Origin of the sequence: Streptomyces sp. NPDC052225 (assembly GCF_040679615.1) — a bacterium.
In the GTDB taxonomy this organism is placed as follows: Bacteria; Actinomycetota; Actinomycetes; order Streptomycetales; family Streptomycetaceae; genus Streptomyces.
In genome coordinates, this window is the sequence record NZ_JBFAVD010000009.1 from 81499 (window position 1) to 107461 (window position 25963).

Below are 25963 nucleotides of genomic sequence, written 5' to 3' on the forward strand. Positions count from 1 at the left end.
GCCCTCTCCCGTGCATGAGGAAGGCCCCCGAGCATCGTGCTCGGGGGCCTTCCTCATGCCTCGGGGCTCCGCCCCGGCCCCCGCTGCTCAACCGCCGCAGGGGCTCGAATCACGGCCGTCGCGCCGACGTCACCCGGTACACGTCGTACACGCCCTCGACACCGCGCACCGCCTTCAGGACGTGACCGAGGTGCTTCGGGTCGCCCATCTCGAAGGTGAAGCGGGACGTGGCGACCCGGTCGCGGGACGTCTGGACGGCCGCGGACAGGATGTTCACGTGCTGGTCCGACAGGACCCGGGTCACGTCGGACAGGAGCCGCGAGCGGTCCAGGGCCTCGACCTGGATGGCGACCAGGAAGACCGAGGACTGGGTGGGCGCCCATTCGACCTCGAGGATGCGCTCGGGCTCACGGGAGAGCGAGTCCACGTTGACGCAGTCGCTGCGGTGAACCGATACGCCGCTGCCGCGCGTGACGAAGCCGATGATGGGGTCGCCGGGTACGGGCGTGCAGCAGCGGGCCAGCTTCACCCACACGTCCTCGACGCCCTTGACGACGACGCCCGGATCGGCGCTGGAGCGTCGCTTCGAGCGGCCGCGGGAGGGCGGTGTGCTCTCGGCGATGTCCTCGTTGGCGGCCTCTTCGCCACCGAGCGCCTGGACGAGCTTCTGCACGACGGACTGTGCCGTGACATGGCCCTCGCCGATGGCGGCGTACAGCGACGAGATGTCGGGGTAGCGCATCTCGTGCGCGAGCGTCACGAGCGAGTCGCCGGTGAGGATCCGCTGGATCGGCAGGTTCTGCTTGCGCATGGCGCGGACGATGGCGTCCTTGCCCTGTTCGATCGCCTCGTCGCGGCGCTCCTTGGAGAACCATGCGCGGATCTTGTTGCGCGCACGCGGCGACTTGACGAAGCCGAGCCAGTCGCGGGACGGGCCCGCGCCCTCGGCCTTGGAGGTGAAGACCTCCACCAAGTCGCCATTGTCCAGGGTGGATTCGAGGGGCACGAGGCGTCCGTTGACGCGTGCTCCTATGGTCCGGTGGCCGACCTCCGTATGGACCGCGTACGAGAAGTCCACCGGTGTCGCCCCGGCCGGGAGCGCTATGACGTCGCCCTTCGGGGTGAACACGAAGACCTCGTTGCGCGACAGGTCGAAGCGCAGGGACTCCAGGAACTCGCCCGGGTCCTCCGTCTCCTTCTGCCAGTCGAGCAGCTGGCGCAGCCACGCCATGTCGTTGAGGTGGTCGTCCTTGCCGGTCGACCTGGGGGCGTCGGAGCGCACCTTGGAGGCGCCGGCGACGGCCTCCTGCTTGTACTTCCAGTGCGCGGCGATGCCGTACTCGGCGCGGCGGTGCATGTCGAACGTACGGATCTGGAGCTCGACGGGCTTGCCGTTGGGCCCGATGACCGTCGTGTGCAGCGACTGGTACATGTTGAACTTGGGCATCGCGATGTAGTCCTTGAACCGCCCCGGAACCGGGTTCCAGCGGGCGTGGACGGTGCCCAGTGCCGCGTAGCAGTCGCGGACCGTGTCGACGAGGACGCGGATGCCCACCAGGTCGTAGATCTCGGCGAAGTCGCGGCCTCGCACGATCATCTTCTGGTAGACGCTGTAGTAGTGCTTCGGGCGTCCGGTGACGGTGGCCTTGATACGGGCCGCGCGCAGGTCCGACTGCACCTCGTCGGTCACTATGGCCAGGTACTCGTCGCGCTTGGGCGCGCGCTCGGCCACGAGCCGCACGATCTCGTCGTACATCTTGGGGTAGAGGATCGCGAACGCGAGGTCCTCCAGCTCCCACTTGATGGTGTTCATGCCCAGGCGGTGCGCCAGCGGAGCGTAGATCTCCAGCGTCTCGCGGGCCTTCTTCTCCTGCTTCTCGCGCTTGAGGTAGCGCATGGTGCGCATGTTGTGCAGGCGGTCGGCGAGCTTGATGACCAGGACGCGGGGGTCCTTGGCCATGGCGACGACCATCTTGCGCACGGTCTCGGCCTGCGCCGCCTCGCCGAACTTGACCTTGTCCAGCTTGGTCACGCCGTCGACGAGCAGGGCGACCTGGTCGCCGAAGTCGCGGCGCAGGGTGTCCAGGCCGTACTCGGTGTCCTCGACGGTGTCGTGCAGGAGCCCTGCCATCAGCGTCGCCGGGTCCATGCCGAGCTCGGCGAGGATCGTCGTCACGGCGAGCGGGTGCGTGATGTACGGGTCGCCGCTCTTGCGCTTCTGCCCGCGGTGCCAGCGCTCGGCGACCTGGTAGGCGCGCTCGATCTGGCGCAGCGTGGACGTCTCGATCTTCGGGTCGTTGCTGCGCACTATCCGCAGCAGCGGCTCCAGAACCGGGTTGTACGGGTTCGAGCGCTGCACGCCGAGCCGGGCGAGCCGGGCGCGGACGCGGTTGGAGGAGCCGGAGCGTGCGGCCGGCTGGTTCGCGGCGGCACGGATCGCGGGCGGCGGCGTGGCGCGCGCCGGGTCGGGCGCAGGCTTCTCGGCGGAGGGCTTGGGCCGTGGCTGCTCGGCCGCCTTGCCGCTCGGCGGGGCCGGCTGCGCCTTCTTCGCGGGCGCGCCGGAGGGAGCCGCGGCCGGGGCGGCCTGCTGGTCGGGCTTGGCGGCGGTGAGTGGCTTGGCCTCGTCTGGCAACGGCGCTCCTCGTGCGCGTCGGGTCCCCGTGCAGGTCCCGGAGAGCCCATGGTATCGATCCGGCGCCCGGGAGCCGTATTCGGCCGGTGAGACGCCTTCGTACAGAAGAAACACCAGAGGCGGGCGCCGGATTCCTCCGGGCCCGCCGTCACGGTGGTGAGCTGGTGCTTTACACCACAAGCAGCGCGTCGAGCGGTGCGCCCTGAAGTGCCGGCTCCAGGCGGGCCCGGCCCGGCAGGAAGCCCAGTTCCATCAGGACGGCGACGCCCGCGACCTGGGCGCCGGCCCGGCGGATCAGGTGCAGGGCTGCCTCGGCGGTGCCGCCGGTGGCCAGCACGTCGTCGATGACCATCACACGGTCGTCGGCGCTGAGGTCCTCGGCGTGCACCTCGATCTCGGCGGACCCGTACTCCAGCTCGTACGACTGCGCGAGCGTGGCTCCGGGGAGCTTGCCCGCCTTGCGTACGGGGATGAAGCCGAGGCCCGCGCGGACGGCGACGGGGGCGCCGAGGATGAAGCCGCGCGCCTCCAGGCCGACGACCTTGGTGGCACCGTGCCGGACACACAGCTCCGCGAGGGTGTCGGTGAGGGCCGTGAAGGCCGCCGGGTCCGCGAGGAGCGGCGTGATGTCCTTGAAGAGGACACCGGGCTCCGGGTAGTCCTGGACGTCGCGGATGCGGCTGAGGAGCAGCTCCTTGATGTCTGTCATTCCTGCACCTCAGCGTGTGTCTCGGTGAAATTTTGAAGGGGCTCGCGCGGTCGTCAACCCTAGCAGCAGGGGCGGTGACGCAACGACGCGGGCGCCAGGGCCTCGACGGCTCCTGGCGCCCGCGCGCGTGTCGTTCCGGGTCAGTGACGCTTGCCCGAGGGGCGGCCGCGACCACGGTTGCGGGCCGGCTGGTTGCGCGGACCCGCGCCCGCCGGGGCGGCGTCCTCCGGCTCGTCCTGCTGCGTGCCGGCCTGGTGGCCGACGACCGCGGGCGCCGTGTCGGCCTGGGCGGCAGCGGCGGCCCGCTTGGCGAGCACCCGCTTCTTGAGCGCCTTCATCTTCGGGTCGCGCTCCTTGAGGTCGGCGACCAGCGGAGTGGCGATGAAGATCGAGGAGTACGCACCCGCGGCGAGGCCGACGAAGAGCGACAGCGAGATGTCGTTCAGCATGCCGGCGCCGAGGAAGCCGCCGCCGATGAACAGCAGGCCCGCCACCGGCAGGAGCGCCACGACCGTGGTGTTGATCGAGCGGACCAGGGTGGAGTTGATCGAGCGGTTGGCGATGTCGCTGTATGTCCAGCGGGTCTGCTTCTCGATGCCCTTCGTCTGCTCCTTGAGGGAGTCGAAGACGACGACCGTGTCGTAGAGCGAGTAACCGAGGATCGTGAGCAGACCGATCACCGTGCCCTGGGTGACCTCGAAGCCCACCAGGGCGTAGATACCGACGGTGATCGTGATGTCGTGGATGAGCGCGACCAGGGCCGCGAGGGCCATCCGCCACTCGAAGGCGATCGCCAGGTAGATCACGACCAGGACCATGAAGATGGCCAGGCCCTGCCATGCCTTGTTGGCGATCGACTGGCCCCAACTGGGGCCCACCAGTTCGGCGTTGATCTTGTCGGCGGGGATGCCCATCTCCTGGGACAGCTCAGCCTTGATCTTGTCCGACTCGCCGGTGTCGATGCCGGCGACCTGGATGCGCAGGCCGCCCGTGCCGAGCTCCTGCACGGTCGCCGCGTGGCCCGACGCCTCCGTGGCGTACTCCTCCGCCTTCTCGGCGGAGACGCTGGTCTTGGGCGTCGTGAAGGTCGCGCCGCCCTCGAACTCGATGCCCATGTTCAGGCCGCGCACCGACAGGCCGAGGATGGCCGTGATGGTGATCAGGATCGAGACGCCGTACCAGATCTTGCGCTTGCCGATGAAGTCGTAGCCGACCTCACCGCGGTACAGCCTGGCGCCGAGATTGCCGAGCTTCGACATCTCAGGCCTCCTTCGGGTCGACGGGAGCGGAGGCGCGGCGGGTACGACGCAGCGGGGGCTGCACGCCGAGGCGCTTGGGGTCGAGACCGGACCACTTGTGGCCGCTCGTGAAGAACTTCGTACGGGCGAGCAGCGTCATCAGCGGCTTCGTGAAGAGGAAGACGACGACGACGTCGAGCAGGGTGGTCAGGCCGAGCGTGAACGCGAAGCCCTGCACCTTGCCGACCGTCACGATGTAGAGCACCGCGGCCGCCAGGAACGACACGAAGTCGGAGACCAGGATGGTGCGCCGGGCACGCGGCCAGGCACGCTCCACCGCGGGCCGCACGGACCGGCCCTCGCGGACCTCGTCCCGGATCCGCTCGAAGTACACGATGAACGAGTCCGCGGTGATACCGATGGCCACGATCGCACCACAGACGGCCGGCAGGTTCAGCGCGAAGCCGATGGCCGGGCCGAGCAGCGTCATCAGCGTGTACGTGAGGATGCCGGAGGTGAGCAGCGAGGCGAGGGCGATGAGCGACAGGCCCCGGTAGTAGACCACCAGGTAGATGACGACCAGCGCGAGACCGATGGCACCGGCGATCAGACCGGCGTGCAGCTGCTCACCGCCGAGCGTGGCGGTCACCGAGGTGACGCTCTGCTCGTGGAAGGTCAGCGGGAGGGCACCGTACGAGAGCACGTTGGCCAGGTCCTTGGCGGACTCCTGGTTGAAGCTGCCGGAGATCTCGGCGCTCTGGCTCAGGGTGGAGCTGACGCTGGGGGCCGAGACCACGTCGCCGTCGAGCACGATGGCGAACTGGTTCATCGGCGACTGCTGGTCCTTGAGCTTGCTGGTCGTCGCGGCGAACTTCTTCGAGCCGGAGCCCGTGAAGTCCATGTTGACGACCCACTGGCCGGACTGCTGGTTGATGCCCGCGGCGGCCTTCTTGACGTCCTTGCCGTTCACCTCGGACGGACCGAGGATGTACTTCTCCCACGCGCCGGACGAGTCCTTGCCGCAGGCGACGATGGTGTCGGTCTCCTTGGCGCCCTCGTTGACCGCCGTACGGGCCTTCGAGTCGGTGCAGTCCAGAGCCGTGAACTTCTTCTCCAGCGCCGCCGTGGCCGGGTCCGCGGAGGCCGAGGCGCTCGCGGACGGCGTCGGGGACGCCTTGGCGTCGGCACTGGCGCTCGCGGACGCGCTCGGGGACGCGTCGTCCTTGAGGCTGTCGGTGACGGCGCGGCCCTGCGAGGTGGCGGAGGCGGACGGCGTGGCGGACGACGACGCCTTGTCGGTCGCCTTGTCCGTGGCCTTGTCGGTCGCCTTGCTGCTGGACGAGGCGCTCGGCGACGGGCTCGTGGAGGGGTTCGCCGTCGGCGCACCGGCGGCCACCGTCAGCACCGGGCGGAAGTAGAGCTGCGCGGTCGTACCGACCTGGTCGCGCGCCTGCTTCTGGTTCGTGCCCTTGGGGATGTTGACGATGATGTTGTTGTTGCCCTGCGTCTGGACCTCGGCCTCGGAGACACCCATGCCGTTGACACGGCGGTTGATGATGTCCGCCGCGGTGTCCATGTTGGTCTTGTTGATCGCGTTGGGCTTGCCCGGCTCGTTCTTGGCCTCCAGCGTGATGCTGGTGCCGCCCGCGAGGTCGATGCCCAGTCGCGGGGTGAACGTCCCGGAGATGAACATCCCACCGACGAGCGCCACCATGATGATCACGATGAGGCTCAGAGCACGGCCCGGCCTGCTCTGGGCACCTGCCCCTCGGCTCTTTTTAGGTGTGGCCACCTTCTCGTACTCCCTCTCCATCCGTCCGGCATCGGGGATTCGTGCTCGGACGGCCATGAAATGGTCGAGACTCCGCGCGGGTCACTCACGAGCGGGAACCGCGGGGACACAAGAGCCGCCCGCGGTTCCTGCCGTGACTACTTCGCGTCGGACTCGCCGTCGGTCTTCTTCGGCTCGGCGTCGTCGGCCTTCTCGGCCTCGTCGTCCTTCTTGCCGAGGTCGATGCGCGAGTCGTCAGCGGCGGTCTCGTCGGTCTCGGTGAGGGAGGACGCGTCGTCGGGGACGACGGCGTCGTCGGTCAGCTCGTCGTCGACGGCCTCCTCGCCGTGCACGATGCGGTTGTACTCGTCGTCGGAGAGCACGGCACCGATCGCGTTCTTCGCGAACATCAGGTGGACGCCGGGGCCGGCGTCGAGGAGGACCGCGTCGTCGTGGACCTCCTTGACCGTCGCGTACATGCCCCCGATCGTGCGGACGCCGGATCCGGGCTGCATTTCATTGCGCATCGTGGCGGCCTGCTGCTGCTTCTTCTTGGCAGACCGGGTCATCAGGAACATGGCCCCGATGAGCACGATGAACGGGAGGAGGGTCACGAGACTCACGGGTGGGAACTTCCTTCATACGACCGCGCCGGGGAGCGGCCTTGTTGGGTTCTGGGGGCGGCCGTCGACCGTAAACGGTAACGACGACGTCGGCGGAGTCTAAGCGAGTCCGCCATGTGGGAACAACGCTCAGCATGGCACCGGGGTTCCAGGCCCGGCGAGTACCCGCGCCGTCACGCCCCGAAGAGGTCCCCTTGTCCGCTTGCGCCCGTTCTCCCCTGGGGCGGGGTGAGGCCGAGATGTGCCCATGCGGCGGGAGTGGCGACGCGACCACGGGGGGTGCGCGCCAGCAGACCCTCGCGGACGAGGAAGGGCTCGGCCACCTCCTCGACGGTCTCGCGCTCCTCCCCGACGGCCACGGCGAGCGTGGACAGGCCCACCGGTCCCCCGCCGAACAGCTTGAGCAGCGCTTCCAGGACGGCGCGGTCGAGGCGGTCGAGGCCGCGGCCGTCCACCTCGTACACGGCGAGCGCGGCGGCGGAGATGTCACGGTCGATCCGGCCCTCGGCCTTGACCTGCGCGTAGTCACGTACCCGGCGGAGCAGGCGGTTGGCGATACGGGGCGTGCCGCGCGAGCGCCCGGCGATCTCGGCCGCGCCCGCCGTGTCGATCGCCACGTCGAGCAGGCTCGCCGAGCGGTGGATCACGCGCTCCAGCTCGGCCGGCTCGTAGAACTCCATGTGCGCGGTGAAACCGAAGCGGTCGCGCAGCGGGGGCGGCAGCAGGCCCGCGCGCGTGGTGGCGCCGACCAGGGTGAAGGGGGGCAGTTCGAGCGGGATGGCGGTGGCGCCGGGGCCCTTGCCGACGATGACGTCGACGCGGAAGTCCTCCATCGCCATGTAGAGCATCTCCTCGGCGGGCCGCGACATCCGGTGGATCTCGTCGAGGAAGAGGACCTCGCCCTCCTGGAGGGAGGAGAGGATCGCCGCGAGGTCGCCCGCGTGCTGGATGGCCGGGCCGCTGGTGATGCGGATCGGGGCGCCCATCTCGGCGGCGATGATCATGGAGAGGGTGGTCTTGCCGAGGCCGGGGGCGCCGGAGAGCAGGACGTGGTCGGCGGTGGCGCCGCGCGCGCGGGCGGCGCGCAGCACCAGGTCGAGCTGCTCCCTGACCTTCTCCTGGCCGATGAACTCGCCCAGGTCCTTGGGGCGCAGGGCCGCCTCGACGGCCTGGTCCTCGCCGTCGGCGGACGCACCGACGAGCCGGTCGGCGGCCTGGGGGGCGCCTTCGTCGGTCGTCTCGTCCCAGTTCATGTGGTGTGCCTCGCGTTACGGGTCTGAAGGATGGTCGGCGGCTGGCTAGCGGGTGCGGTTGAGGGTCTGGAGGGCTGCCTTGAGGAGCTGGCCCACCTGCGGGGTGCCCTCCATGGCCTCGGCCTGCGGGGCCACCGCCGAGACCGCCTCGTCGGCCTCCCGGGTCGCGTAGCCCAGGCCGATGAGCGCGGCGTGCAGCTGCTCGCGCCAGCCGCTGGTGACGGCGGTGCCGATGGCGGGGCCGCCGGTGCCGAGGGGCTCGCCGAGCCGGTCCTTCAGTTCGAGCAGAAGCTTCTGGGCACCCTTCTTGCCGATGCCGGGCACGGCGGTGAGCGCCTTCTCGTCGCCGGTGGAGACGGCACGGCGCAGCGCGTCGGGGCTGTGCACGGCGAGCATCGCCTGGGCGAGGCGCGGGCCGACGCCGCTCGCGGTCTGCAACAGCTCGAAGGTCTGCTTCTCGTCGTCGTCCGCGAAGCCGTACAGGGTGAGCGAGTCCTCCCGTACGACGAGGGAGGTGGCGAGCTTGGTCTGCTGGCCGACGCGGAGCGTGGACAGCGTGTTCGGCGTGCACTGGAGGGCCATGCCGATACCGCCGACCTCGACCACCGCGGCGTCGGGGGCGAGTGCGGCGACGGGGCCGCTGACGAAGGCGATCATGCGGTACGGCCTTTCAGTGCTGTGGATGCTTGAGCGGCGTGCAGCGCCACGGCTTGCTGGAGTCTGTTCTGCGCGGGGGCGCGCCAGATGTGGCAGATGGCGAGGGCGAGGGCGTCGGCCGCGTCGGCCGGCTTGGGCGGGGCGTCGAGCCGCAGGAGGCGGGTCACCATGGCGCCGACCTGCGCCTTGTCGGCGCGGCCGCTGCCGGTGACGGCGGCCTTGACCTCGCTGGGCGTGTGCAGCGCGACGGGAATGCCGCGGCGCGACGCGCACAGCATGGCCACGGCGCTGGCCTGGGCGGTGCCCATGACCGTACGTACATTGTGCTGGCTGAACACCCGCTCCACGGCGAGGACTTCGGGCTCGTGCTCGTCGAGCCACTGCTCGATGCCCTGCTCGATCGCGACGAGGCGGTGGCCCAACTCGGCGTCCGGCGGCGTCCGTACGACACCGACGCCGCGCATCGTCAGGGGACGGCCCGCGACCCCGTCGACCACGCCGACACCGCACCGGGTCAGACCCGGGTCCACACCCAGTACGCGCACGCCTCGCCCCCAACGTCGTTCACCTGTTTGTGCAGGGTATCGGGGACCTCTGACAAACAGACAAAGCGACGGGCCGACGGAGTGTGTCCCGTCGGCCCGTCGCTGAGGTGACGTCAGGCGTCGACCTTCTCCATGACCTCGTCGGAGACATCGAAGTTGGCGAAGACGTTCTGCACGTCGTCGCTGTCCTCGAGGGCGTCGATCAGCTTGAAGATCTTGCGCGCGCCCTCTTCGTCGAGCTCGACCTGCATGGTCGGGACGAAGTTGGCGTCGGCCGAGTCGTAGTCGATGCCGGCCTCCTGGAGCGCGGTGCGGACCGCGACCAGGTCGGTGGCCTCGGAGAGCACCTCGAAGGACTCGCCCAGGTCGTTGACCTCCTCGGCGCCCGCGTCGAGCACGGCACCCAGGACGTCGTCCTCGGTCAGCTCGCCCTTGGGGACGACGATGACGCCCTTGCGGTTGAACAGGTACGACACGGAGCCCGGGTCGGCCATGTTGCCGCCGTTGCGGGTCATGGCGACGCGCACGTCGGAGGCGGCGCGGTTGCGGTTGTCGGTGAGGCACTCGATGAGCACCGCGACGCCGTTCGGCCCGTAGCCCTCGTACATGATCGTCTCGTAGTCGGCGCCACCGGCTTCGAGACCGGCGCCGCGCTTGACCGCGGAGTCGATGTTCTTGTTCGGGACCGAGCTCTTCTTCGCCTTCTGGATGGCGTCGAACAGCGTGGGGTTACCGGCCGGGTCGGCGCCGCCCGTACGGGCCGCGACCTCGATGTTCTTGATCATCTTCGCGAAGAGCTTGCCGCGCTTGGCGTCGATCACGGCCTTCTTGTGCTTCGTCGTAGCCCATTTAGAGTGGCCGGACATCTGCCTGTCTCCTTCGCGTAACCAACCTCATGAAACGAACGCAGCGATCCTACTAGGATCCCGCCGCGCCCTTCTCACGGACCATGTCCACGAACAGGCCGTGAATGCGGTGGTCGCCCGTGAGCTCGGGGTGGAACGACGTCGCCAGGGCGCTGCCCTGCCGTACGGCGACGATGTGACCCTCGTGCTCGGCGAGCACCTCCACCGAGGCGCCCACGGACTCCACCCAGGGAGCGCGGATGAAGACGCCCTCTACAGGATCGCCCTCGACGCCCTGCACGTCGACCGCCGCTTCGAAGGACTCGTTCTGGCGGCCGAAGGCGTTGCGGCGCACGATCATGTCGATGCCGCCGACGGTCTCCTGGCCCGAGCGCGGGTCGAGGATCTTGTCGGCGAGCATGATCAGGCCCGCGCAGGTCCCGTAGACGGGCATTCCGGCGTGCACGCGGGCGCGGAGCGGCTCCATCAGGCCGAAGAGGTGGGCCAGCTTGGAGATGGTGGTCGACTCGCCGCCGGGGATGACCAGGCCGTCGACCTCGGCGAGTTCTTCGGGGCGCCGCACCGGCCTGGCCACGGCGTCGGCCGTGGCCAGGGCGATGAGGTGCTCCCGTACGTCGCCCTGGAGCGCCAGGACTCCGATGACGGGGGTGGAACTCATGGAGCGGGTCACCAGCCCCGGTTCGCGTAGCGCTCGGCCTCGGGCAGGGTGTCGCAGTTGATGCCGACCATGGCCTCGCCGAGGTTACGGGACGCGTCCGCGATGATCTTGGGGTCGTCGTAGAAGGTGGTGGCCTTCACGATGGCGGCGGCGCGCTTGGCCGGGTCGCCCGACTTGAAGATGCCGGAGCCGACGAAGACGCCCTCGGCGCCGAGCTGGCGCATGAGCGCGGCGTCGGCCGGCGTGGCGACGCCACCGGCGGAGAAGAGGACCACCGGCAGCTTGCCCAGCTCGGAGACCTCCTTGACGAGCTCGTACGGGGCGCGCAGCTCCTTGGCGGCGGCGTACAGCTCGTTGTTGTCGAAGCCGCGCAGCTTGGCGATCTCGTTCTTGATCTGGCGCAGGTGGCGCACGGCCTCCACGACGTTGCCGGTGCCGGCCTCGCCCTTGGAGCGGATCATGGCCGCGCCCTCGGCGATGCGGCGCAGGGCCTCGCCCAGGTTCGTGGCACCGCAGACGAAGGGCGTGGTGAACGCGAACTTGTCGCTGTGGTTGATCTCGTCGGCCGGGGTGAGGACCTCGGACTCGTCGATGTAGTCGACGCCGAGCGACTGGAGCACCTGGGCCTCGACGAAGTGGCCGATGCGGGACTTGGCCATGACCGGGATCGAGACGGCGCCGATGATCTCTTCGATCATGTTCGGGTCGGACATGCGCGCGACGCCGCCGTCCTTGCGGATGTCGGCCGGAACCCGCTCGAGGGCCATGACGGCGACCGCTCCCGCGTCCTCGGCGATCTTCGCCTGCTCGGCGTTGACGACGTCCATGATCACGCCGCCCTTGAGCTGCTCGGCCATGCCGCGCTTGACGCGGGCGGTGCCGGTGGCGGGAGCGGCGGACGACGTGGACTGGGTGCTGGTGGACACGGGTGACCTCACTCGGGGAAGAAGGCGTCTTGCAGCACGAGGAAACCTCTGGGGACCAGGCCACTACAAGGGCCAATGGGTAGCCGGTGGCTCCTTTTGCCCGTGCTGCGAGGTCGTGTCCTCGCGAAGAGGTCGTCCCCTCGCCAAGAGGTCGTGCCCGCGCTACGAGGTCGGCCGGTCGGCCAGGGCCGTCGGCGGCTCGTCGTCCATCTCGAAGGCCAGCGGGAACGGGGCGTGCCCGGCGAGCCGGAACCAGCGGACCGTGCGGTGCCTGCGCAGGGCGCGGGCCGCGCGGACGGCGTCGTTGTGGAAGCGGCGGGCCATGGGGACCCGGCGCACCGCCTGCGCCAGCTCCTCGGCGGCCTCCTCGCCACCGGGGGCCGCGCGGACGGCCTCGACCTGGTCGGGCTCGTTGAAGACCGCCCTGAGCGCCTGGCTGAGCTCGCTCTCGGCGACCTCGCGCTGCTCCTCCTCGGCCTGGCGCGCGGCGTGCGCGGCCTCGTACAGGACGATCGAGGCGGCCGGGTCGAGCACACCCGACGTGGCCAGTTCCTGGGCGACGGAGGCGCGGCGCAGGAGTTGGGCGTCGAGGGCGGCGCGGGCCGCGTCGATACGGGCGTGCAGGCGGTCGAGGCGGCCCGCGGTCCAGCTCAGGTAGAGCCCGATCGCGAAGAGGCCTACGGCGATCCAGATGAGGGTGACGGTCACGGGCGGCAAGGCTACCGTCGGCGGGGCCCGCTCCCGGTCAGCCGTCGATCACCCCGGGCCGGCCCCTCCCGGTCAGTCGCGCGCGAGGCCGAACCGCGCCCGCAGTCCCGTCCGTTCGTCGGCCGCGACGGCTGCCGCGCCCTGCGTCACCGTCTCGTACACGCTCAGGATGTCGGCGCCGACGGTCGACCAGTCGAAGCGGCGTACATGCTTGCTGCCGCGCTCGCGCAGCTCCGCGCGGCGCTCCGGGTCGCCGAGGAGGCGGATCGCCGCCGCGGCGAGGGCGTCCGCGTCCTCGTTCGTGAAGAGCTCGCCCGCGCCGCCCTGGTCGAGGACCTGGGCGAAGGCGTCCAGGTCCGAGGCGAGCACCGGGGCGCCCGCGGACATGGCCTCGACGAGGATGATGCCGAAGCTCTCGCCGCCGGTGTTCGGGGCGACGTACACGTCGACGCTCGCGAGGAAGCGGGCCTTGTCCTCGTCGCTGACCATGCCGAGGAACTCGACGCGCTCGCGCATCTCCTTGGGCAGCGAGGCGACGGCCTCCTTCTCGTCGCCGCGCCCGGCCACCAGGAGCCGCGTCCCCGGACGCTCGGCAAGGATGGCGGGCAGCGCCTTCATGAGGACCGGCAGGCCCTTGCGGGGCTCGTCGATGCGCCCGACGAAGCCGAGCGTCTCGCCCTCCCGTCCCCCACCACCGCCCTGAACCGAGCTTCGCGCCCCTTGCGATTGCCACTCGGGCTTGGGCTCGGCGCGGGCGAAGAAGTCGACGTCGACACCGTTCGGGATGACGACCGCGTCGCCGCCCAGGTGCTCGACCAACGTACGGCGGGCGTACTCGCTGACCGCGATGCGCGCGCTGATCTTCTCCAGGGCGGGCTGGAGGATCGGGTACGCGGCGATCATGGCGCGCGAGCGCGGGTTCGAGGTGTGGAACGTGGCCACGATCGGGCCCTGCGCCGCCCAGCACGCGAGGAGTCCGAGCGACGGCGACGCCGGCTCGTGGATGTGGATCACGTCGAACGTGCCGTCGTGCAGCCAGCGCCGCACCCGCGCGGCGCTCAGGAAGCCGAAGTTGAGGCGCGCGACCGAGCCGTTGTACGGAACGGGAACCGCGCGGCCCGCCGACACGACGTACGGCGGCAGGGGGGTCTCGTCGTCCGCAGGGGCGAGGACGGAGACCTCGTGCCCCAGCGCGATGAGGTGCTCCGCCAGATCGCGGATGTGGAACTGGACGCCGCCCGGCACGTCCCAGGAGTACGGGCAGACGATTCCGATCCTCACGCCGGCCGCTCCTCGAAGTTCTCCAGGTCGGACAACCACAAGCGCTGAAGCATGTGCCAGTCCTCCGGATGGTCGGCGATCCCCGTGGCGAAGGCATCGGCCAGCGCCTGCGTCATGACAGACGTCTTCTCGGCCCGCGTACCTGTCTCGGGGACGTCGATGGGCGGGTGGACGCGGCCTCGCATGATGGAGGACGAGTCGTACCAGAGCGTGACGGGCAGGAGCAACGCGCCGGTCTGCTGGGCGAGCATCGCGGGGCCCGCGGGCATCCGCGTGGTCTCGCCGAAGAACTTCACCTCGACGCCCGACGCCGACAGATCGCGGTCGGCGACCAGACACACGAGTCCGCCGGCCCGCAGCCGCCGCGCGAGCGTCCCGAAGGCGGCGCCGCCCGTGTGGGGCAGCACCTCCATGCCGAGACCCTCGCGGTAGGCGACGAAACGGTCGTACAGGGTCTCCGGCTTGAGCCGCTCGGCGACCGTCGTGAACGGGGTCTCCAGCTTGGCGGTGACCCAGGCGCCCGCGAGGTCGTAGTTGCCCATGTGGGGCAGGGCGAGGACGACGCCCTTACCGGAGGCGAGACCTTCGGTGAGGTAGTGGAGGTCCTTGGGCGTGAAGCCGTTCTTGATGCGCTCCTTGCTCCACGCGGGCAGCCGGAAGGACTCCATCCAGTAGCGCAGGTACGAGCGCATGCACGCCTTGGAGAGCCGTGCGAGCCGCTCGGGCGTGGCGTCGGGCACCACGCGCGCGAGGTTGGCCTCCAGGCGCAGCACGCCCTTGCCGCGCTTCTTCCAGGCGATGTCCGCGATGGTGCGGCCCAGGCGGTTCGCGACCGGCTCGGGCAGCTTCTTGACGCCGGCCCAGCCGAGTCCGTAGAGCGCGTCGGTGACCTTCTCCTGCGCGCCGCTCACGAGGCGGCCTCCTCCTGGGCGCCGGCCGCCGCGGCGGCGTCGGCCTCGGCGGACTCGCGGCGCACGGTCACCACGCGCTGGATCAGCGTGACGAGGCTGCCCACGGCGACGATCCACAGGGCGACGGGCAGCAGGTACTGGATGCCCGGCACGCCGAACTTGTGCAGTCCGGCGAAGCCCGCGGCGACCAGCGAGATGACGAGGCGCTCGGCGCGCTCCACGAGGCCGTTCACGGCGACGGGCAGGCCGATCGATTCTCCACGTGCCTTCGTGTACGACACGACCTGGCCGCTGGCGAGGCAGAAGATCGACACCGCGCACAGCACGTTGTCGTTCCCCGAACCCGCGTACCACAGGGCGAGGCCGCCGAAGATGGCGCTGTCCGCGACACGGTCGAGCGTGGAGTCGAGGAACGCGCCCCAGCGGCTCGTCCGGCCGAGCTGGCGCGCCATGTTGCCGTCCACGAGGTCCGAGAAGACGAACAGCGTGATGACGACGGTGCCCCAGAAGAACTCTCCGCGCGGGTAGAAGACCAGCGCTCCCGCCACGACTCCGGCGGTGCCCAGGAGCGTGACCGTGTCGGGGCTGACCCCGCGACGGATGAGAAACGCGGCGAACGGTGTGAGGACACGCGTGAAGAATGCACGCGCGTACTTGTTCAGCATGGCCTTCCCGAGGGTCGGTGCCGCGCGGCCCCTCTGGCCACCGGCTGGCCCATCGTAGCCACGCGCGCCCGGGAACGGCCGCCGGGCCACCACGCGCGCGTGCGATCCCGTACGACGTATGGACGCACAGTGACCTGAGTGGAAAGCTCGAAGACACCGCGGGCGTCGCCGAAGCCGCCTCCGCACGCGGATTCGCGTGTCCGCGCCCCCGAGGACCTCACCGAGCAATCAACCGGGAGGCACAGGCATGGGCGACAAGGCGAACACACACCCCGGAGCCGCCGGCAGGGCGACGGCGGCCGACCATCCCGCGTCCGTACGGAATGTGGTGCTGGTCGGCCACAGCGGATCGGGCAAGACGACCCTGGTGGAGGCCCTCGCGCTGACCGCGGGGGCGGTGAACCGGGCGGGCCGGGTCGAGGACGGCACCTCCGTCTCCGACTACGACGAGATCGAGCACCGCCGGCAGCGCTCGATCCAGCTCTCCCTCGTCCCGGTGGACTGGGGCGGCTGCAAGATCAATCTCCTGGACACCCCCGGCTACGCGGACTTCGTCGGGGAACTGAGGGCCGGTCTGCGCGCCGCGGACGCGGCCCTTTTCGTCGTCTCGGCAGCCGACGGAGTCGACGGGGCCACGCGCATGGTGTGGGAGGAGTGCGCGGCGGTCGGGATGCCACGGGCCATCGTGATCACGCATCTGGAGGCGGCCCGGTCCGACTTCGAGGAGATGACGCGGACCTGCGCGGCGGCCTTCGGGGGCGACGACCCCGATGCCGTGCTCCCGCTGTACCTGCCGCTGCACGGCGCGCAGGGGCCCGACGGGCACGCGCCCGTGACGGGCCTGGTGGGGCTGCTCTCGCAGCGCGTGTACGACTACGCCTCGGGCGAGCGCAAGGAGTCCGAGCCGGGCGCCGACCAGCTGCCGTCCATCGAGGACGCCCGCAACCGGCTCATCGAGGGGATCATCGCGGAGAGCGAGGACGAGACCCTCATGGACCGCTATCTCGGCGGCGAGGACATCGACTTCAAGACGCTCGTCGAGGACCTGGAGCGGGCGGTGGCGCGCGGCGTCTTCCACCCGGTGCTCGCGGCGGCCCCGGCGGCGGAGGGCGCGCGGCAGGGCATCGGCACGGTCGAGCTCCTGGAGCTGATCACGGGCGGGTTCCCCACCCCGCTGGAGCGCGCGGCGCCGGTCGTCGCCACACCCGACGGCACGGCGCGCGAGGTCAGGGCCTGCGATCCGGACGGCCCGCTGGTGGCCGAGGTGGTGAAGACGGCGTCCGACCCGTATGTCGGGCGTGTCTCTCTCGTACGGGTCTTCTCGGGCACCCTGCGACCCGACGAGACGGTGCACGTGTCGGGGCACGGGCTCGCGGACCGCGGGCACGAGGGCCGTCCCCTCCACGAAGCGGACGAGCGGATCGGCGCGCTGTCGGCCCCGTTCGGCAAGCACCAGCGGGCGCTGACGCACTGCATCGCGGGCGATCTCGCCTGCGTGGCGAAGCTCAACCGGGCGGAGACCGGCGACACCCTCTCCGCGAAGGACGATCCGCTCCTGATGGCGCCCTGGGACATGCCGGACCCGTTGCTCCCGCTGGCCATCCAGGCGCACAGCAAGGCCGACGAGGACAAGCTGTCGCAGGGGCTTTCGCGGCTGGTCGCCGAGGACCCGGCCATGCGGCTCGAACAGAACCAGGACACCCATCAGGTGGTCCTGTGGTGTCTGGGCGAGGCGCACGCGGACGTGGCGCTCGAGCGGCTGCGCAGCCGGTACGGGGTGCAGGTCGACGTCGTCGCGCACAAGGTCTCCCTTCGGGAGACGTTCGCGGCGAAGTCGGCGGGGCGCGGCCGGCACGTGAAGCAGTCCGGTGGCCACGGGCAGTACGCGATCTGCGAGATCGAGGTGGAGCCGCTGCCCGGCGGTTCGGGCATCGAGTTCGTGGACAAGGTCGTCGGCGGCGCGGTGCCGCGGCAGTTCATCCCGTCCGTGGAGAAGGGCGTACGGACGCAGGCGGCGCGCGGCGTCGCGGCCGGCTATCCGCTCATCGACGTGCGGGTGACGCTGCTCGACGGCAAGGCGCACTCGGTGGACTCGTCCGACGCCGCCTTCCAGACGGCGGGCGCGCTCGCGCTGCGGGATGCCTCCGCCGACGCGCGGATCCACCTCCTTGAGCCGGTGGCCGAGGTGCAGGTCCTGGTCGGCGACGACTATGTGGGCGCCGTGATGAGCGACCTGTCGGGACGGCGCGGCCGCGTCGTCGGCACCGAACAGGCCCCGGGCGGCCGCACGCTCGTACGGGCCGAGGTGCCGGAGATCGAGATCGGGCGGTACGCGGTGGATCTGCGGTCGCTGTCGCACGGCACCGCGCGGTTCAGCCGCAGGTACGCACGGCACGAGCCGATGCCGGCGCAGATCGGCGAGAGGATTCGCGAACAGGCGCGGGACGCCTAGCAGTTGAGGGCCGGCGGCCGCCCTCCCCGGCCGGGAGGGGCGGCTTCGGCCGTCCCGTGACGGATGTCGGTGGTGGCGGATACGCTGGTCGACGATCAGCGGGATCAGGACGATGAACTGATCAACAGGTGTGCGGGGCAGGGAAGTCGGGAAAAGCCGCAGCAGCGATGACGTGTGGCGATGGGGGCGGCAGTGGCGGACGGATTCGATTTCAGTCCCGGGGCTCAGGTCCCGTTGCAGGGGTCGGCGGGACAGACCGCGGCGACGTTCGCCATCGCCTCGGCCGCGTACCGGGACGACCCGGCCATCAAGATCCAGGACGCCAACAACGAGTGGCACAAGTCCGAGGTCAAAGAGCCGAAGTGGGCGCTGCTGGCGCCCAACCTCGGCGAGGCGTTCTCCCAGGCCGTGCAGCAGCGTGTCCTGGGCTCCGGGCGCAAGCCCCTCATCCAGTCGTTCGGCAGCGAGCCGCAGGTCATCGTGGAGCACTGCCTCGCGGCCAGCCGGATCCGCCGGCAGCGCGACAGCATGCTCAGCGTCCTGACCCTGGTCTTCGGTGTGCTGTTCCTTCCGGGGCTGCTGTTCTGGGCGGCCGTCTTCGAGATCCGCCGCAGGAACAACAACAAGGTGGCGAGGGCGGAGAAGCAGACCCAGGAAGCGATCGCGAAGAACAGGCCGGTCAAGGAGCAGGACGACGCCAAGAAGGCGGAGCGCGAGGCCCGCAGGACGGCCGCGCTGACGACGGCGATCATCGCCATCGCGGCCGTGGTCATCGTCGTCGTCCTGGTCCGGATGCCCCCCGCCGGTGGCTGGGCCTGGTATCTGCGGGCCTCGTTCGTGGCGCCCGTCGTCGGAGGCGTCTGGGCCCGGCAGATCTGCCTGCGCACGGCTGCCGACCTGCGGGACCGCTGGTCGGGGCTGCTGGCCGGCGGCGGGGTCGGCGCGAAGATCCCTGAGGCGGTGCCCGGCAGCCCCGGCGAGACCGCGGCCGAGCAACTGCGCCAGAACCTGGAGAGGCTGACCGCCGAGCAGCGGTCGAACTCGGTCTTCTACGCGGGCCCCAAAGGCATCCTGGGCATGGGCACGCGCTGGGGAAGCTGGCAGCTCGCCGAGGATCTTGAGCCGGCCGAGGAGGGCAAGGAGATCCACCCGTTCCGCAGCTGGACGGTGATACGCGCGATCCAGGACCAGTTGCGCATGCTGGAGCGCGGGCCGCTGCACACCGGCGGTTTCCCGAAGCCCTATGTGGACCACTGGATCGTCACGCCGATCGCCGAAGGGGCGAAGGCCGTGTCACGGCCTTCGGGCGAGAACGTGGACGCGTTCCGGATCAGGCCGCACGAGATAGAGCGGATCTGCAACGAGCAGCAGTTCGGCGGCGGCGACCGCCACTACCTGGGGGTCCAGTTCACCCTCTGGGACGGCCAGTTGGTCATCACCATGCTCATCACGGTGACGGTGCTGCACGAGACGCTGCGCATCGAGGTGACGGGTCATGCGCTGGGCCCCGTCAACTCGCTGTTCACCTCCAAGCCCGAGGCGAAGACCAAGGAGGTCTCCAAGCCCCTCGCGACCTGGGAGACCACGACGAAGAACCTCCCGCTGGTCGATGCGGACGAGGCCGTCCGTCTGGCGGTGCGCGCGCCCCTGACCATGTTCGGCATGGGCCGTTCCTACCTCGACGCCAAGGGCGGCAAGCTGGTCCTGCCCGAGCCGTTCGGCCTCCGGCACGCCTGGGCCGACCAGCCGTGGCGGCACCGCTTCATGGCGGACGACGCGCTGCGCACCGCGACACCGGTGCTGCGCGTGGTCCACGCGGCGGCGATCAAGGTCCTCGAGGAGCACAACGTGAACACGGAGAAGTTCGGCAACCGCTCGGGAGTGCTCAGCGGCCTGGTCCAGGACCCGTCGCCGCGGAAGGCCGACGTGTACGACGCGTAGGCCCAACGCGCTCACCCCTGGCCCGGTATCCGCACCACGGCAGGCAGTACTGCGTGATCGTGCCCACGGTCAGGGCGTACAGGACCGTGCCCGCGCCCACGGCGCCGCCGAGCAGCCAGCCCGCTGCCAGGACCGTGAGTTCGATGACGGTGCGGATCAGGCGCAGGGAGCGGCCCGTGGACGCCGTGAGGCCGGTCATCAGGCCGTCGCGGGGGCCCGGGCCGCAGCGGGCGCCCACATAGACGGCGATCGAGGCGCCGTTGAGGAGGATGCCGCCGAGCAACAGGGCGACGCGCAACGGCGGGCCCGGATGCGCCGGCAGGAGCCACAGGCCGAGGTCCGACGCCCAGCCGACCGTCGCGATGTTGGCGAACGTGCCGAGCGTCGGGCGCTGGCGCAGCGGGATCCACAGCAGCAGGACGCCCGCGCCGACCAGCGTCGTGAGCGTGCCGAAGCTGAGTGAAGTGTGCCGGGCGAGGCCCTCGTTGAGGACACTCCACGGGCTGAGGCCGAGGCCGGCCCGGACCATCAGCGCGAGGCTGAGGCCGTACAGGGCGAGGCCGCACAGGAGTTGCGGGATGCGGCGGGCGGGGCGTTCGCGCACGGAGACGTACGTGAGGGGCATGCGGTCGGATCTCCCGGAGCAGTACGGTCGGCCCGCGGTTTCGAGGCCAATACCGCCACTCTGTAGATTGACCGGCCCGTACTACATGGCCAATCCGAGGAGAATGGTGTGGTGGACGCCGACGGTCACCCCGACCGGACGCCGCGCACCGTGGGCAGCAGACAGCTCGCCGCGATGCTCCCCTCCCCCGCCGAGGCCCGTCCGGCGTACCGCCATCTCGCCCGCGCCATCGGGGAGTTGATCCTCGACGGACGGCTCGCCCTGCACGTACGGCTGCCCGCCGAGCGGGAGCTGGCCACCGCCCTCGGCACCAGCCGGACGACGGTGACGGCGCTGTACGACCTGCTGCGCCAGGACGGGTTCGCGCACAGCCGTCAGGGCTCCGGCACCTGGACGTCGCTGCCGCCGAGCCGCGCCGCCAAGGGCGTCAGCCGACTCGTCGATCCCGCCGACACCGCGATCGACCTGGCCCGGGCGGCCCCCGCCCTGCCCGACGGAGTCCTCGCCGCCGCGCTCACCGAGGTGACCCCACGCCTGGCCGCGTACGCCGAAGGCCCGGGCTACCACCCGTACGGGCTACCGGAGTTGAGGGCGGCGATCGCCACCCGTTTCACCGCGCGCGGACTCGCCACGACCCCCGAGCAGATCCTGGTGACGGCCGGCGCCCAGCACGCGCTCACCCTGGTCCTCGGCCTGCTCGCCGGGCCCGGTGACCGGATCATGGTCGAGAACCCGTCGTACCCGAACGCCCTGGAGGCGATGCGGCGGGCGCGGCTGCGTCCGGTCTCCGTGCCGGTGACGGACGACGAGGGCTGGGACATCGAGATCGTCGAGTCGACCCTGCGCCGCTCCGTGCCCCGGCTCGCCCATCTCATCCCCGACTTCCACAATCCGACGGGCGCGGTGATGCCCCCGGCGCAGCGGGCCCGGACGCTGCGCGCCGCGCACCGGGCGGGCACCTGGCTCGTGGTCGACGAGACCCTCGCCGAACTCGCCCTGGACGTACCGGCTCCGAAGCCGTTCGCCGCGCACGGCGAGGCCGGGCGCGTCATCACGATCGGCTCGATGAGCAAGACGCACTGGGCGGGTCTGCGGATCGGCTGGCTGCGCGCACCGGCCCGCCTGGTCGAGGAGTTCGCGGCGCAGCGGGTGGCGACCGACATGGGCGGTTCGGTCGTGGACCAGCTCCTGGCCCTGACACTGCTCAGGGACGCGGGCGGGCTGCTCGCCGACCGGCTCACCGCGCTACGGGCCGGCCGGGCTGCGCTCACCGAGGCGTTGACCCGGCACACCCCGCACTGGACCTGGCGGCCGCCGCCCGGCGGCCTCTCCCTCTGGGTCGACCTGGGCGCCCCGCGCGCCGCGGACCTGGCCGAACGCGCCCTGGCACACGGCGTACGCGTCGAGAGCGGCGGCTACTTCGCGACGGACCCGGGCCTGTTCGACCACCGCCTGCGCCTCCCGTACACCCTGCCCGCGCACACGCTGACGGAGGCGGTCCAGCGCCTGTCCCGCGCAGCGGCCGAGGGCCCGCCGGCGACCGTGTCAGAGCGCCGGGCGCACTGGATCGCGTAGCTCCGGAGGGTCGATGTTCCAGTGCAGGGGCAGGTCGGCGCCGCAGAACACGCACACGAAGTCGTCCTCCCGCACGATGGCGTGCTCCTGGCACCGCTCGCACCGGCGGAAGACGACGGGATGCGTGAAGCCGTCGGGCCGCGGGATCCCGGCGGCGTCGAGGGCCGCCGCGACCGCGGCCCAGGACGGCAGGTCCGGGCAGTAGCCGGTCGACTGGTTGCTCACCTCGCCGACCGACGGTCCTGCGGCCGTCACCACGAACCCGATCTCCCCCGCGGCGAGCACCGGTCCGCCTCCGGCGCAGGCCACATGCTCGCTGCGCCGCGGCGCGATCCGCAGCCGGCCCGCCGGATCGACCACGTACGTGAAGGGCTCCTCGCCGACGACGAGATCCGCACCGGAACGCACCACCCGCCCCTCGGTACCGGGCCGCACCGTCTCCAACAGCTCGGCGGGCCCGACGTACCGATAACTCCTCAGGCCGTCGGCCACGCCTTCGCCAGCATCGTGCGGGTGTCACCAAGCAGCTGCGGCAGCACCTTCGTGTGGCCGACGACCGGCATGAAGTTCGTGTCGCCGCCCCAGCGCGGGACGATGTGCTGGTGCAGGTGGGCCGCGATGCCGGCGCCGGCCACCGCGCCCTGGTTCATGCCGATGTTGAAGCCGTGCGCCCCGGACGCCGCGCGCAGCGCCGTCATCGCGCGCTTGGTGAGCAGCGCGAGTTCGGCGGTCTCTGCCTCGTCGAGGTCCGTGTAGTCGGCGACGTGCCGGTACGGCAGGACCATCATGTGCCCGCCGTTGTACGGGTACAGGTTGAGGATCGCGTAGACGTGCTCACCGCGGGCCACGATCAGCGCGTCCTCGTCGGACTTGCCGGGAGCGGAACAGAAGGGACAGCCGTCGTCGGCCCCGGGGCCCGTCGGTTTGCCCTCGCCCTGGATGTAGGCGATGCGGTGCGGGGTCCACAGACGCCCGAATCCGTCCGGCTCACCCACTGGACCGATCTGCTGCTCCGGCTCACTCGTCATGAAGTGCAGCATATGGCGTCACCTCGGCAGGGCGTGTCGGCGGGTACCGGCCCCGGTGGGCTCGGGCGATGCTGTCCGGATGACCGACAGCCCCCTCTCCCGCTGGGAACGTCACAACGGCGCCGCCCTCGCGGTCGCCTCCCTGCTGTATCTCGCCGCGTACGCGATCCGCGTCCTCGGGCACGGGCTCCCCGAGGCGATCCGTGACCTGTGTCTCGCGGTGACGCTCGCGGCCTGGGCGGTGTTCCTCGTGGACTACGTCGTCCGCCTGCGCCTGAGCGGCCAGCCCCTGCACCGCTTCCTGCGCACGCACTGGCTGGACACCCTGGTCCTGGTGCTGCCGCTGCTGCGTCCGGTGCGTGTCGTGCAGACCTACGAGACGGTGCAGCGCCATCACCACGAGCCGCTGCTCTCGCTGCACGCCCGGGTGATCACGTACGCGGGCCTGTCCGCCGGCCTGCTCGGCTTCGCGGCCTCGCTCACGGTGTACGCGTACGAGCACGGGGCGCCGGGCGCGAGCATCCGTACGTACGGCGACTCGGTGTGGTGGGCGTGCACGACACTGTCGACGGTCGGCTACGGGGACATGGCGCCGGTGACCCCGGTGGGGCGACTGGTGGCGGTGGGCCTGATGGGGTGCGGGCTCGCACTGCTCGGCGCGGTGACCGGCTCGTTCTCGTCGTGGCTGCTGCAGATCTTCGCGCGGGAGGGCGAGAACCCGTACCCGCCGGAGACGGAGAGGCCCCCGGGGAACTCCCCGGGGGCCTCAGGCCGGACGGACTGACGGGTCAGGATCAGACCTGCGCCCGCTCCTCCACGACCTTCACGATCTTCGCGATGGCCTCGTCGACCGGGATGCCGTTCTCCTGCGAGCCGTCGCGGTAGCGGAAGGACACCGAACCCGCGTTCATGTCCTCGTCGCCCGCGATGACCATGAAGGGCACCTTGGCCTTCTGCTGGTTGCGGATCTTCTTCTGCATCCGGTCGGAGGACGCGTCGACCTCGACCCGCAGACCCTGGGCGCGCGCCTTCTCGGCGAACTCCTGGAGGTACGGGATGTGCGCGTCGCCGATCGGGATGCCGACGGCCTGCACCGGGGCCAGCCACGCCGGGAACGCGCCCGCGTAGTGCTCCAGGAGCACACCGAAGAACCGCTCGATCGAGCCGAACAGCGCGCGGTGCAGCATGACCGGCTGCTGACGCGAGCCGTCGGCCGCGGTGTACTCGAGGCCGAACCGCTTGGGCTGGTTGAAGTCGACCTGGAGGGTCGACATCTGCCAGGAGCGGCCGATCGCGTCCTTGGCCTGCACGGAGATCTTCGGGCCGTAATACGCGGCGCCGCCCGGGTCCGGGACCAGCGGCAGGTTCTGCTTCTCGGCGGCGAGCCGCAGCGCCTCGGTGGCCTCGGCCCAGTCCTCGTCGGTGCCGATGAACTTGTCGGAGTCGTCGCGGGTGGACAGCTCCAGCTCGAACTCGGTCAGGCCGTAGTCGCGCAGCAGGTCGAGCACGAAGGTCAGGAGCGTGTCGAGCTCCTGCGGCATCTGCTCCTTGGTGCAGTAGATGTGCGAGTCGTCCTGGGTGAAGCCGCGCGAGCGGGTCAGGCCGTGCACGACGCCGGACTTCTCGTAGCGGTACACGGTGCCGAACTCGAAGAGCCGCAGCGGCAGTTCACGGTAGGAACGCCCGCGGGACTTGAAGATCAGGTTGTGCATCGGGCAGTTCATCGCCTTGAGGCGGTAGTTCTGCTCGTCGAACTGGATGGGCGGGAACATGCCGTCCGAGTAGTGCGGCAGGTGCCCCGAGATCTCGAAGAGGTGCTCCTTCGAGATGTGCGGGGTGTTCACGAACTCGTAGCCGGAGACCTCGTGGCGGCGCCGCGAGTAGTCCTCCATGACCTTGCGGACGACGCCGCCCTTGGGGTGGAACACGGCGAGGCCCGGGCCCAGCTCCTCCGGGAAGGAGAACAGGTCCAGCTCGGCGCCCAGCTTGCGGTGGTCGCGCTTCTCGGCCTCGACGAGGAAGTCGAGGTACGCCTTCAGCTCGTCCTTCGACGGCCACGCGGTGCCGTAGATCCGCTGGAGCTGCGGGTTCTTCTCGCTGCCGCGCCAGTAGGCGGCGGCCGAGCGCATCAGCTTGAACGCGGGGATGACGCGGGTGGTCGGCAGGTGGGGGCCCCGGCAGAGGTCCTTCCAGCACAGCTCGCCGGTCTTGGCGTCGAGGTTGTCGTAGATGGTCAGCTCGCCGCCGCCCACCTCCGCGTCCGCGCCGTCCGCGGCCTGCGCCGCGTTGCCCTTGAGGCCGATGAGTTCCAGCTTGTACGGCTCGTCGGCCAGCTCGACGCGCGCGTCGTCGTCGGTGGTCACGCGGCGCGAGAAGCGCTGCCCCCGCTTCTGGATCTCCTGCATCTTCTTCTCGATGCGCTTGATGTCCTCGGGGGTGAACGGCTCCTTGACGTCGAAGTCGTAGTAGAAGCCGTCCTTGATGGGCGGGCCGATGCCGAGCTTGGCGTCCGGGAACAGCTCCTGGACGGCCTGCGCCATCACGTGCGCGGTGGAGTGCCGCAGGATGTTGAGACCGTCCTCGGACGAGATCTCCACGGGTTCGACCTCTTCGCCGTCCTGGACGGCGTACGCGAGGTCCTTCAGCTCGCCGGCCACGCGGGCGGCGACGATGGTGCGCTCCCCGGCGAAGAGCTCGGCGGCCGTAGTGCCCGTCGCCACCACGCGTTCTTCCCGCTCGGAATCGCGTTGGATGATCACACGGACGTCAGACACCGGTCTTCTCCTACCTGAAGATGGAACGCCGCGCCATTACCTGTGACGCGCGCAAAGGCGATCGTACCGAGTCACGGGGGCCGCCCGCGAAACGGTTATCCCGCAGCACACAGCGGTGATCGTCC

General features: G+C 70.6%; 23 protein-coding genes. 4 read left to right on the plus strand and 19 right to left on the minus strand.

Annotated features, from left to right (window positions below; translation table 11 throughout):
* Window positions 1-109 precede the first annotated feature (109 nt).
* From AB0L37_RS15860 to pgsA, 15 genes are all read right to left on the minus strand, one after another.
* A complete protein-coding gene (locus AB0L37_RS15860; RefSeq protein ID WP_365504805.1) occupies window positions 110-2632 on the minus strand; it encodes a RelA/SpoT family protein in 2523 nt (840 codons plus the stop codon).
* A 169-nt stretch (window positions 2633-2801) separates the two neighbouring features.
* Entirely contained in the window at window positions 2802-3341 is a 540-nt protein-coding gene (locus AB0L37_RS15865) for an adenine phosphoribosyltransferase (protein ID WP_365504807.1), read from the minus strand.
* A 140-nt stretch (window positions 3342-3481) separates the two neighbouring features.
* Window positions 3482-4600: a protein translocase subunit SecF gene (secF, locus tag AB0L37_RS15870; protein ID WP_365504809.1), complete on the minus strand. Its 1119-nt coding sequence runs from the start codon at window positions 4598-4600 to the stop codon at window positions 3482-3484.
* 1 nt (window position 4601) lies between these two features.
* Window positions 4602-6371 (minus strand): protein translocase subunit SecD, encoded by a 1770-nt coding sequence (gene secD / locus AB0L37_RS15875; RefSeq protein WP_365504811.1) that lies wholly within the window; start codon window positions 6369-6371, stop codon window positions 4602-4604.
* A gap of 137 nt (window positions 6372-6508) precedes the next feature.
* Entirely contained in the window at window positions 6509-6973 is a 465-nt protein-coding gene (gene yajC / locus AB0L37_RS15880) for a preprotein translocase subunit YajC (RefSeq protein ID WP_365504813.1), read from the minus strand.
* Window positions 6974-7146: 173 nt separating this feature from the next.
* Entirely contained in the window at window positions 7147-8226 is a 1080-nt protein-coding gene (gene ruvB, locus AB0L37_RS15885; RefSeq protein WP_365504815.1) for a Holliday junction branch migration DNA helicase RuvB, read from the minus strand.
* A 45-nt stretch (window positions 8227-8271) separates the two neighbouring features.
* A complete protein-coding gene (gene ruvA, locus AB0L37_RS15890; RefSeq protein WP_365504817.1) occupies window positions 8272-8883 on the minus strand; it encodes a Holliday junction branch migration protein RuvA in 612 nt (203 codons plus the stop codon).
* Window positions 8880-9428 (minus strand): crossover junction endodeoxyribonuclease RuvC, encoded by a 549-nt coding sequence (gene ruvC, locus AB0L37_RS15895; RefSeq protein WP_365504819.1) that lies wholly within the window; start codon window positions 9426-9428, stop codon window positions 8880-8882. Before ruvC ends, ruvA begins: the two co-directional genes overlap by 4 nt.
* 113 nt (window positions 9429-9541) lie before the next feature.
* Entirely contained in the window at window positions 9542-10294 is a 753-nt protein-coding gene (locus AB0L37_RS15900; RefSeq protein WP_365504821.1) for a YebC/PmpR family DNA-binding transcriptional regulator, read from the minus strand.
* Between the two features lie 52 nt (window positions 10295-10346).
* Window positions 10347-10952 (minus strand): pyridoxal 5'-phosphate synthase glutaminase subunit PdxT, encoded by a 606-nt coding sequence (gene pdxT, locus AB0L37_RS15905; RefSeq protein ID WP_365504823.1) that lies wholly within the window; start codon window positions 10950-10952, stop codon window positions 10347-10349.
* A gap of 8 nt (window positions 10953-10960) precedes the next feature.
* The gene (gene pdxS / locus AB0L37_RS15910; RefSeq protein ID WP_365504825.1) at window positions 10961-11878 is read right to left on the minus strand and encodes a pyridoxal 5'-phosphate synthase lyase subunit PdxS; all 918 of its coding nucleotides are present in this window, start codon (window positions 11876-11878) and stop codon (window positions 10961-10963) included.
* Window positions 11879-12040: 162 nt separating this feature from the next.
* Window positions 12041-12586: a hypothetical protein gene (locus tag AB0L37_RS15915; RefSeq protein WP_365504827.1), complete on the minus strand. Its 546-nt coding sequence runs from the start codon at window positions 12584-12586 to the stop codon at window positions 12041-12043.
* A gap of 72 nt (window positions 12587-12658) precedes the next feature.
* A complete protein-coding gene (locus AB0L37_RS15920; protein WP_365504829.1) occupies window positions 12659-13867 on the minus strand; it encodes a glycosyltransferase family 4 protein in 1209 nt (402 codons plus the stop codon).
* Window positions 13864-14778 carry a phosphatidylinositol mannoside acyltransferase gene (locus tag AB0L37_RS15925; RefSeq protein ID WP_365504831.1) on the minus strand — a complete coding sequence of 305 codons (915 nt, stop codon included), beginning with the start codon at window positions 14776-14778 and terminating at the stop codon, window positions 13864-13866. Before AB0L37_RS15925 ends, AB0L37_RS15920 begins: the two co-directional genes overlap by 4 nt.
* A complete protein-coding gene (gene pgsA, locus AB0L37_RS15930; protein WP_365504833.1) occupies window positions 14775-15443 on the minus strand; it encodes a phosphatidylinositol phosphate synthase in 669 nt (222 codons plus the stop codon). Before pgsA ends, AB0L37_RS15925 begins: the two co-directional genes overlap by 4 nt.
* Window positions 15444-15690: 247 nt before the next feature.
* Here pgsA and AB0L37_RS15935 point away from each other — a divergent pair, with 247 nt between their 5' ends.
* Complete coding sequence (locus tag AB0L37_RS15935; protein ID WP_365504835.1) at window positions 15691-17895, plus strand: elongation factor G-like protein EF-G2; 2205 nt, start codon at window positions 15691-15693, stop codon at window positions 17893-17895.
* A 180-nt stretch (window positions 17896-18075) separates the two neighbouring features.
* Complete coding sequence (locus tag AB0L37_RS15940; protein ID WP_365504837.1) at window positions 18076-19836, plus strand: hypothetical protein; 1761 nt, start codon at window positions 18076-18078, stop codon at window positions 19834-19836.
* Here the strand turns inward: AB0L37_RS15940 and AB0L37_RS15945 are convergent.
* Window positions 19781-20461: a hypothetical protein gene (locus tag AB0L37_RS15945; RefSeq protein WP_365504839.1), complete on the minus strand. Its 681-nt coding sequence runs from the start codon at window positions 20459-20461 to the stop codon at window positions 19781-19783. The genes AB0L37_RS15940 and AB0L37_RS15945 overlap by 56 nt on opposite strands.
* Window positions 20462-20569: 108 nt before the next feature.
* On the opposite strand from AB0L37_RS15945, the gene AB0L37_RS15950 reads away from it, so the two are divergent.
* Window positions 20570-22036, plus strand: a complete 1467-nt coding sequence (locus tag AB0L37_RS15950) for a PLP-dependent aminotransferase family protein (RefSeq protein WP_365504841.1) — start codon at window positions 20570-20572, stop codon at window positions 22034-22036.
* Here AB0L37_RS15950 and AB0L37_RS15955 read toward each other — a convergent pair.
* Together AB0L37_RS15955 and AB0L37_RS15960 are read right to left on the minus strand one after the other, a co-directional pair.
* The gene (locus tag AB0L37_RS15955) at window positions 22007-22528 is read right to left on the minus strand and encodes a hypothetical protein (protein WP_365504843.1); all 522 of its coding nucleotides are present in this window, start codon (window positions 22526-22528) and stop codon (window positions 22007-22009) included. The two genes, AB0L37_RS15950 and AB0L37_RS15955, sit on opposite strands and share 30 nt — an antisense overlap.
* A complete protein-coding gene (locus tag AB0L37_RS15960; protein ID WP_365504845.1) occupies window positions 22513-23076 on the minus strand; it encodes an HIT domain-containing protein in 564 nt (187 codons plus the stop codon). The genes AB0L37_RS15955 and AB0L37_RS15960 overlap by 16 nt, the downstream gene beginning before the upstream one ends.
* A gap of 67 nt (window positions 23077-23143) precedes the next feature.
* On the opposite strand from AB0L37_RS15960, the gene AB0L37_RS15965 reads away from it, so the two are divergent.
* Complete coding sequence (locus AB0L37_RS15965) at window positions 23144-23848, plus strand: potassium channel family protein (RefSeq protein WP_365504847.1); 705 nt, start codon at window positions 23144-23146, stop codon at window positions 23846-23848.
* 10 nt (window positions 23849-23858) lie between these two features.
* On the opposite strand, the gene thrS is transcribed toward AB0L37_RS15965, so the two are convergent.
* On the minus strand, window positions 23859-25838 hold the full coding sequence (gene thrS, locus AB0L37_RS15970) for a threonine--tRNA ligase (RefSeq protein WP_365504849.1): 1980 nt from the start codon (window positions 25836-25838) through the stop codon (window positions 23859-23861).
* Window positions 25839-25963 lie beyond the last annotated feature (125 nt).

Excerpts from the sequence above, each read along its gene's own strand:
- AB0L37_RS15865 (WP_365504807.1), bottom strand. The coding sequence starts at position 3,341 with ATGACAGACATCAAGGAGCTGCTCCTCAGCCGCATCCGCGACGTCCAG.
- secF (WP_365504809.1), bottom strand. The coding sequence starts at position 4,600 with ATGTCGAAGCTCGGCAATCTCGGCGCCAGGCTGTACCGCGGTGAGGTC.
- ruvB (WP_365504815.1), bottom strand. The coding sequence starts at position 8,226 with ATGAACTGGGACGAGACGACCGACGAAGGCGCCCCCCAGGCCGCCGAC.
- ruvA (WP_365504817.1), bottom strand. The coding sequence starts at position 8,883 with ATGATCGCCTTCGTCAGCGGCCCCGTCGCCGCACTCGCCCCCGACGCC.
- AB0L37_RS15900 (WP_365504821.1), bottom strand. The coding sequence starts at position 10,294 with ATGTCCGGCCACTCTAAATGGGCTACGACGAAGCACAAGAAGGCCGTG.
- pdxT (WP_365504823.1), bottom strand. The coding sequence starts at position 10,952 with ATGAGTTCCACCCCCGTCATCGGAGTCCTGGCGCTCCAGGGCGACGTA.
- pgsA (WP_365504833.1), bottom strand. The coding sequence starts at position 15,443 with ATGCTGAACAAGTACGCGCGTGCATTCTTCACGCGTGTCCTCACACCG.
- AB0L37_RS15935 (WP_365504835.1), top strand. The coding sequence starts at position 15,691 with ATGGGCGACAAGGCGAACACACACCCCGGAGCCGCCGGCAGGGCGACG.
- AB0L37_RS15940 (WP_365504837.1), top strand. The coding sequence starts at position 18,076 with ATGGGGGCGGCAGTGGCGGACGGATTCGATTTCAGTCCCGGGGCTCAG.
- AB0L37_RS15945 (WP_365504839.1), bottom strand. The coding sequence starts at position 20,461 with ATGCCCCTCACGTACGTCTCCGTGCGCGAACGCCCCGCCCGCCGCATC.
- AB0L37_RS15960 (WP_365504845.1), bottom strand. The coding sequence starts at position 23,076 with ATGCTGCACTTCATGACGAGTGAGCCGGAGCAGCAGATCGGTCCAGTG.
- AB0L37_RS15965 (WP_365504847.1), top strand. The coding sequence starts at position 23,144 with ATGACCGACAGCCCCCTCTCCCGCTGGGAACGTCACAACGGCGCCGCC.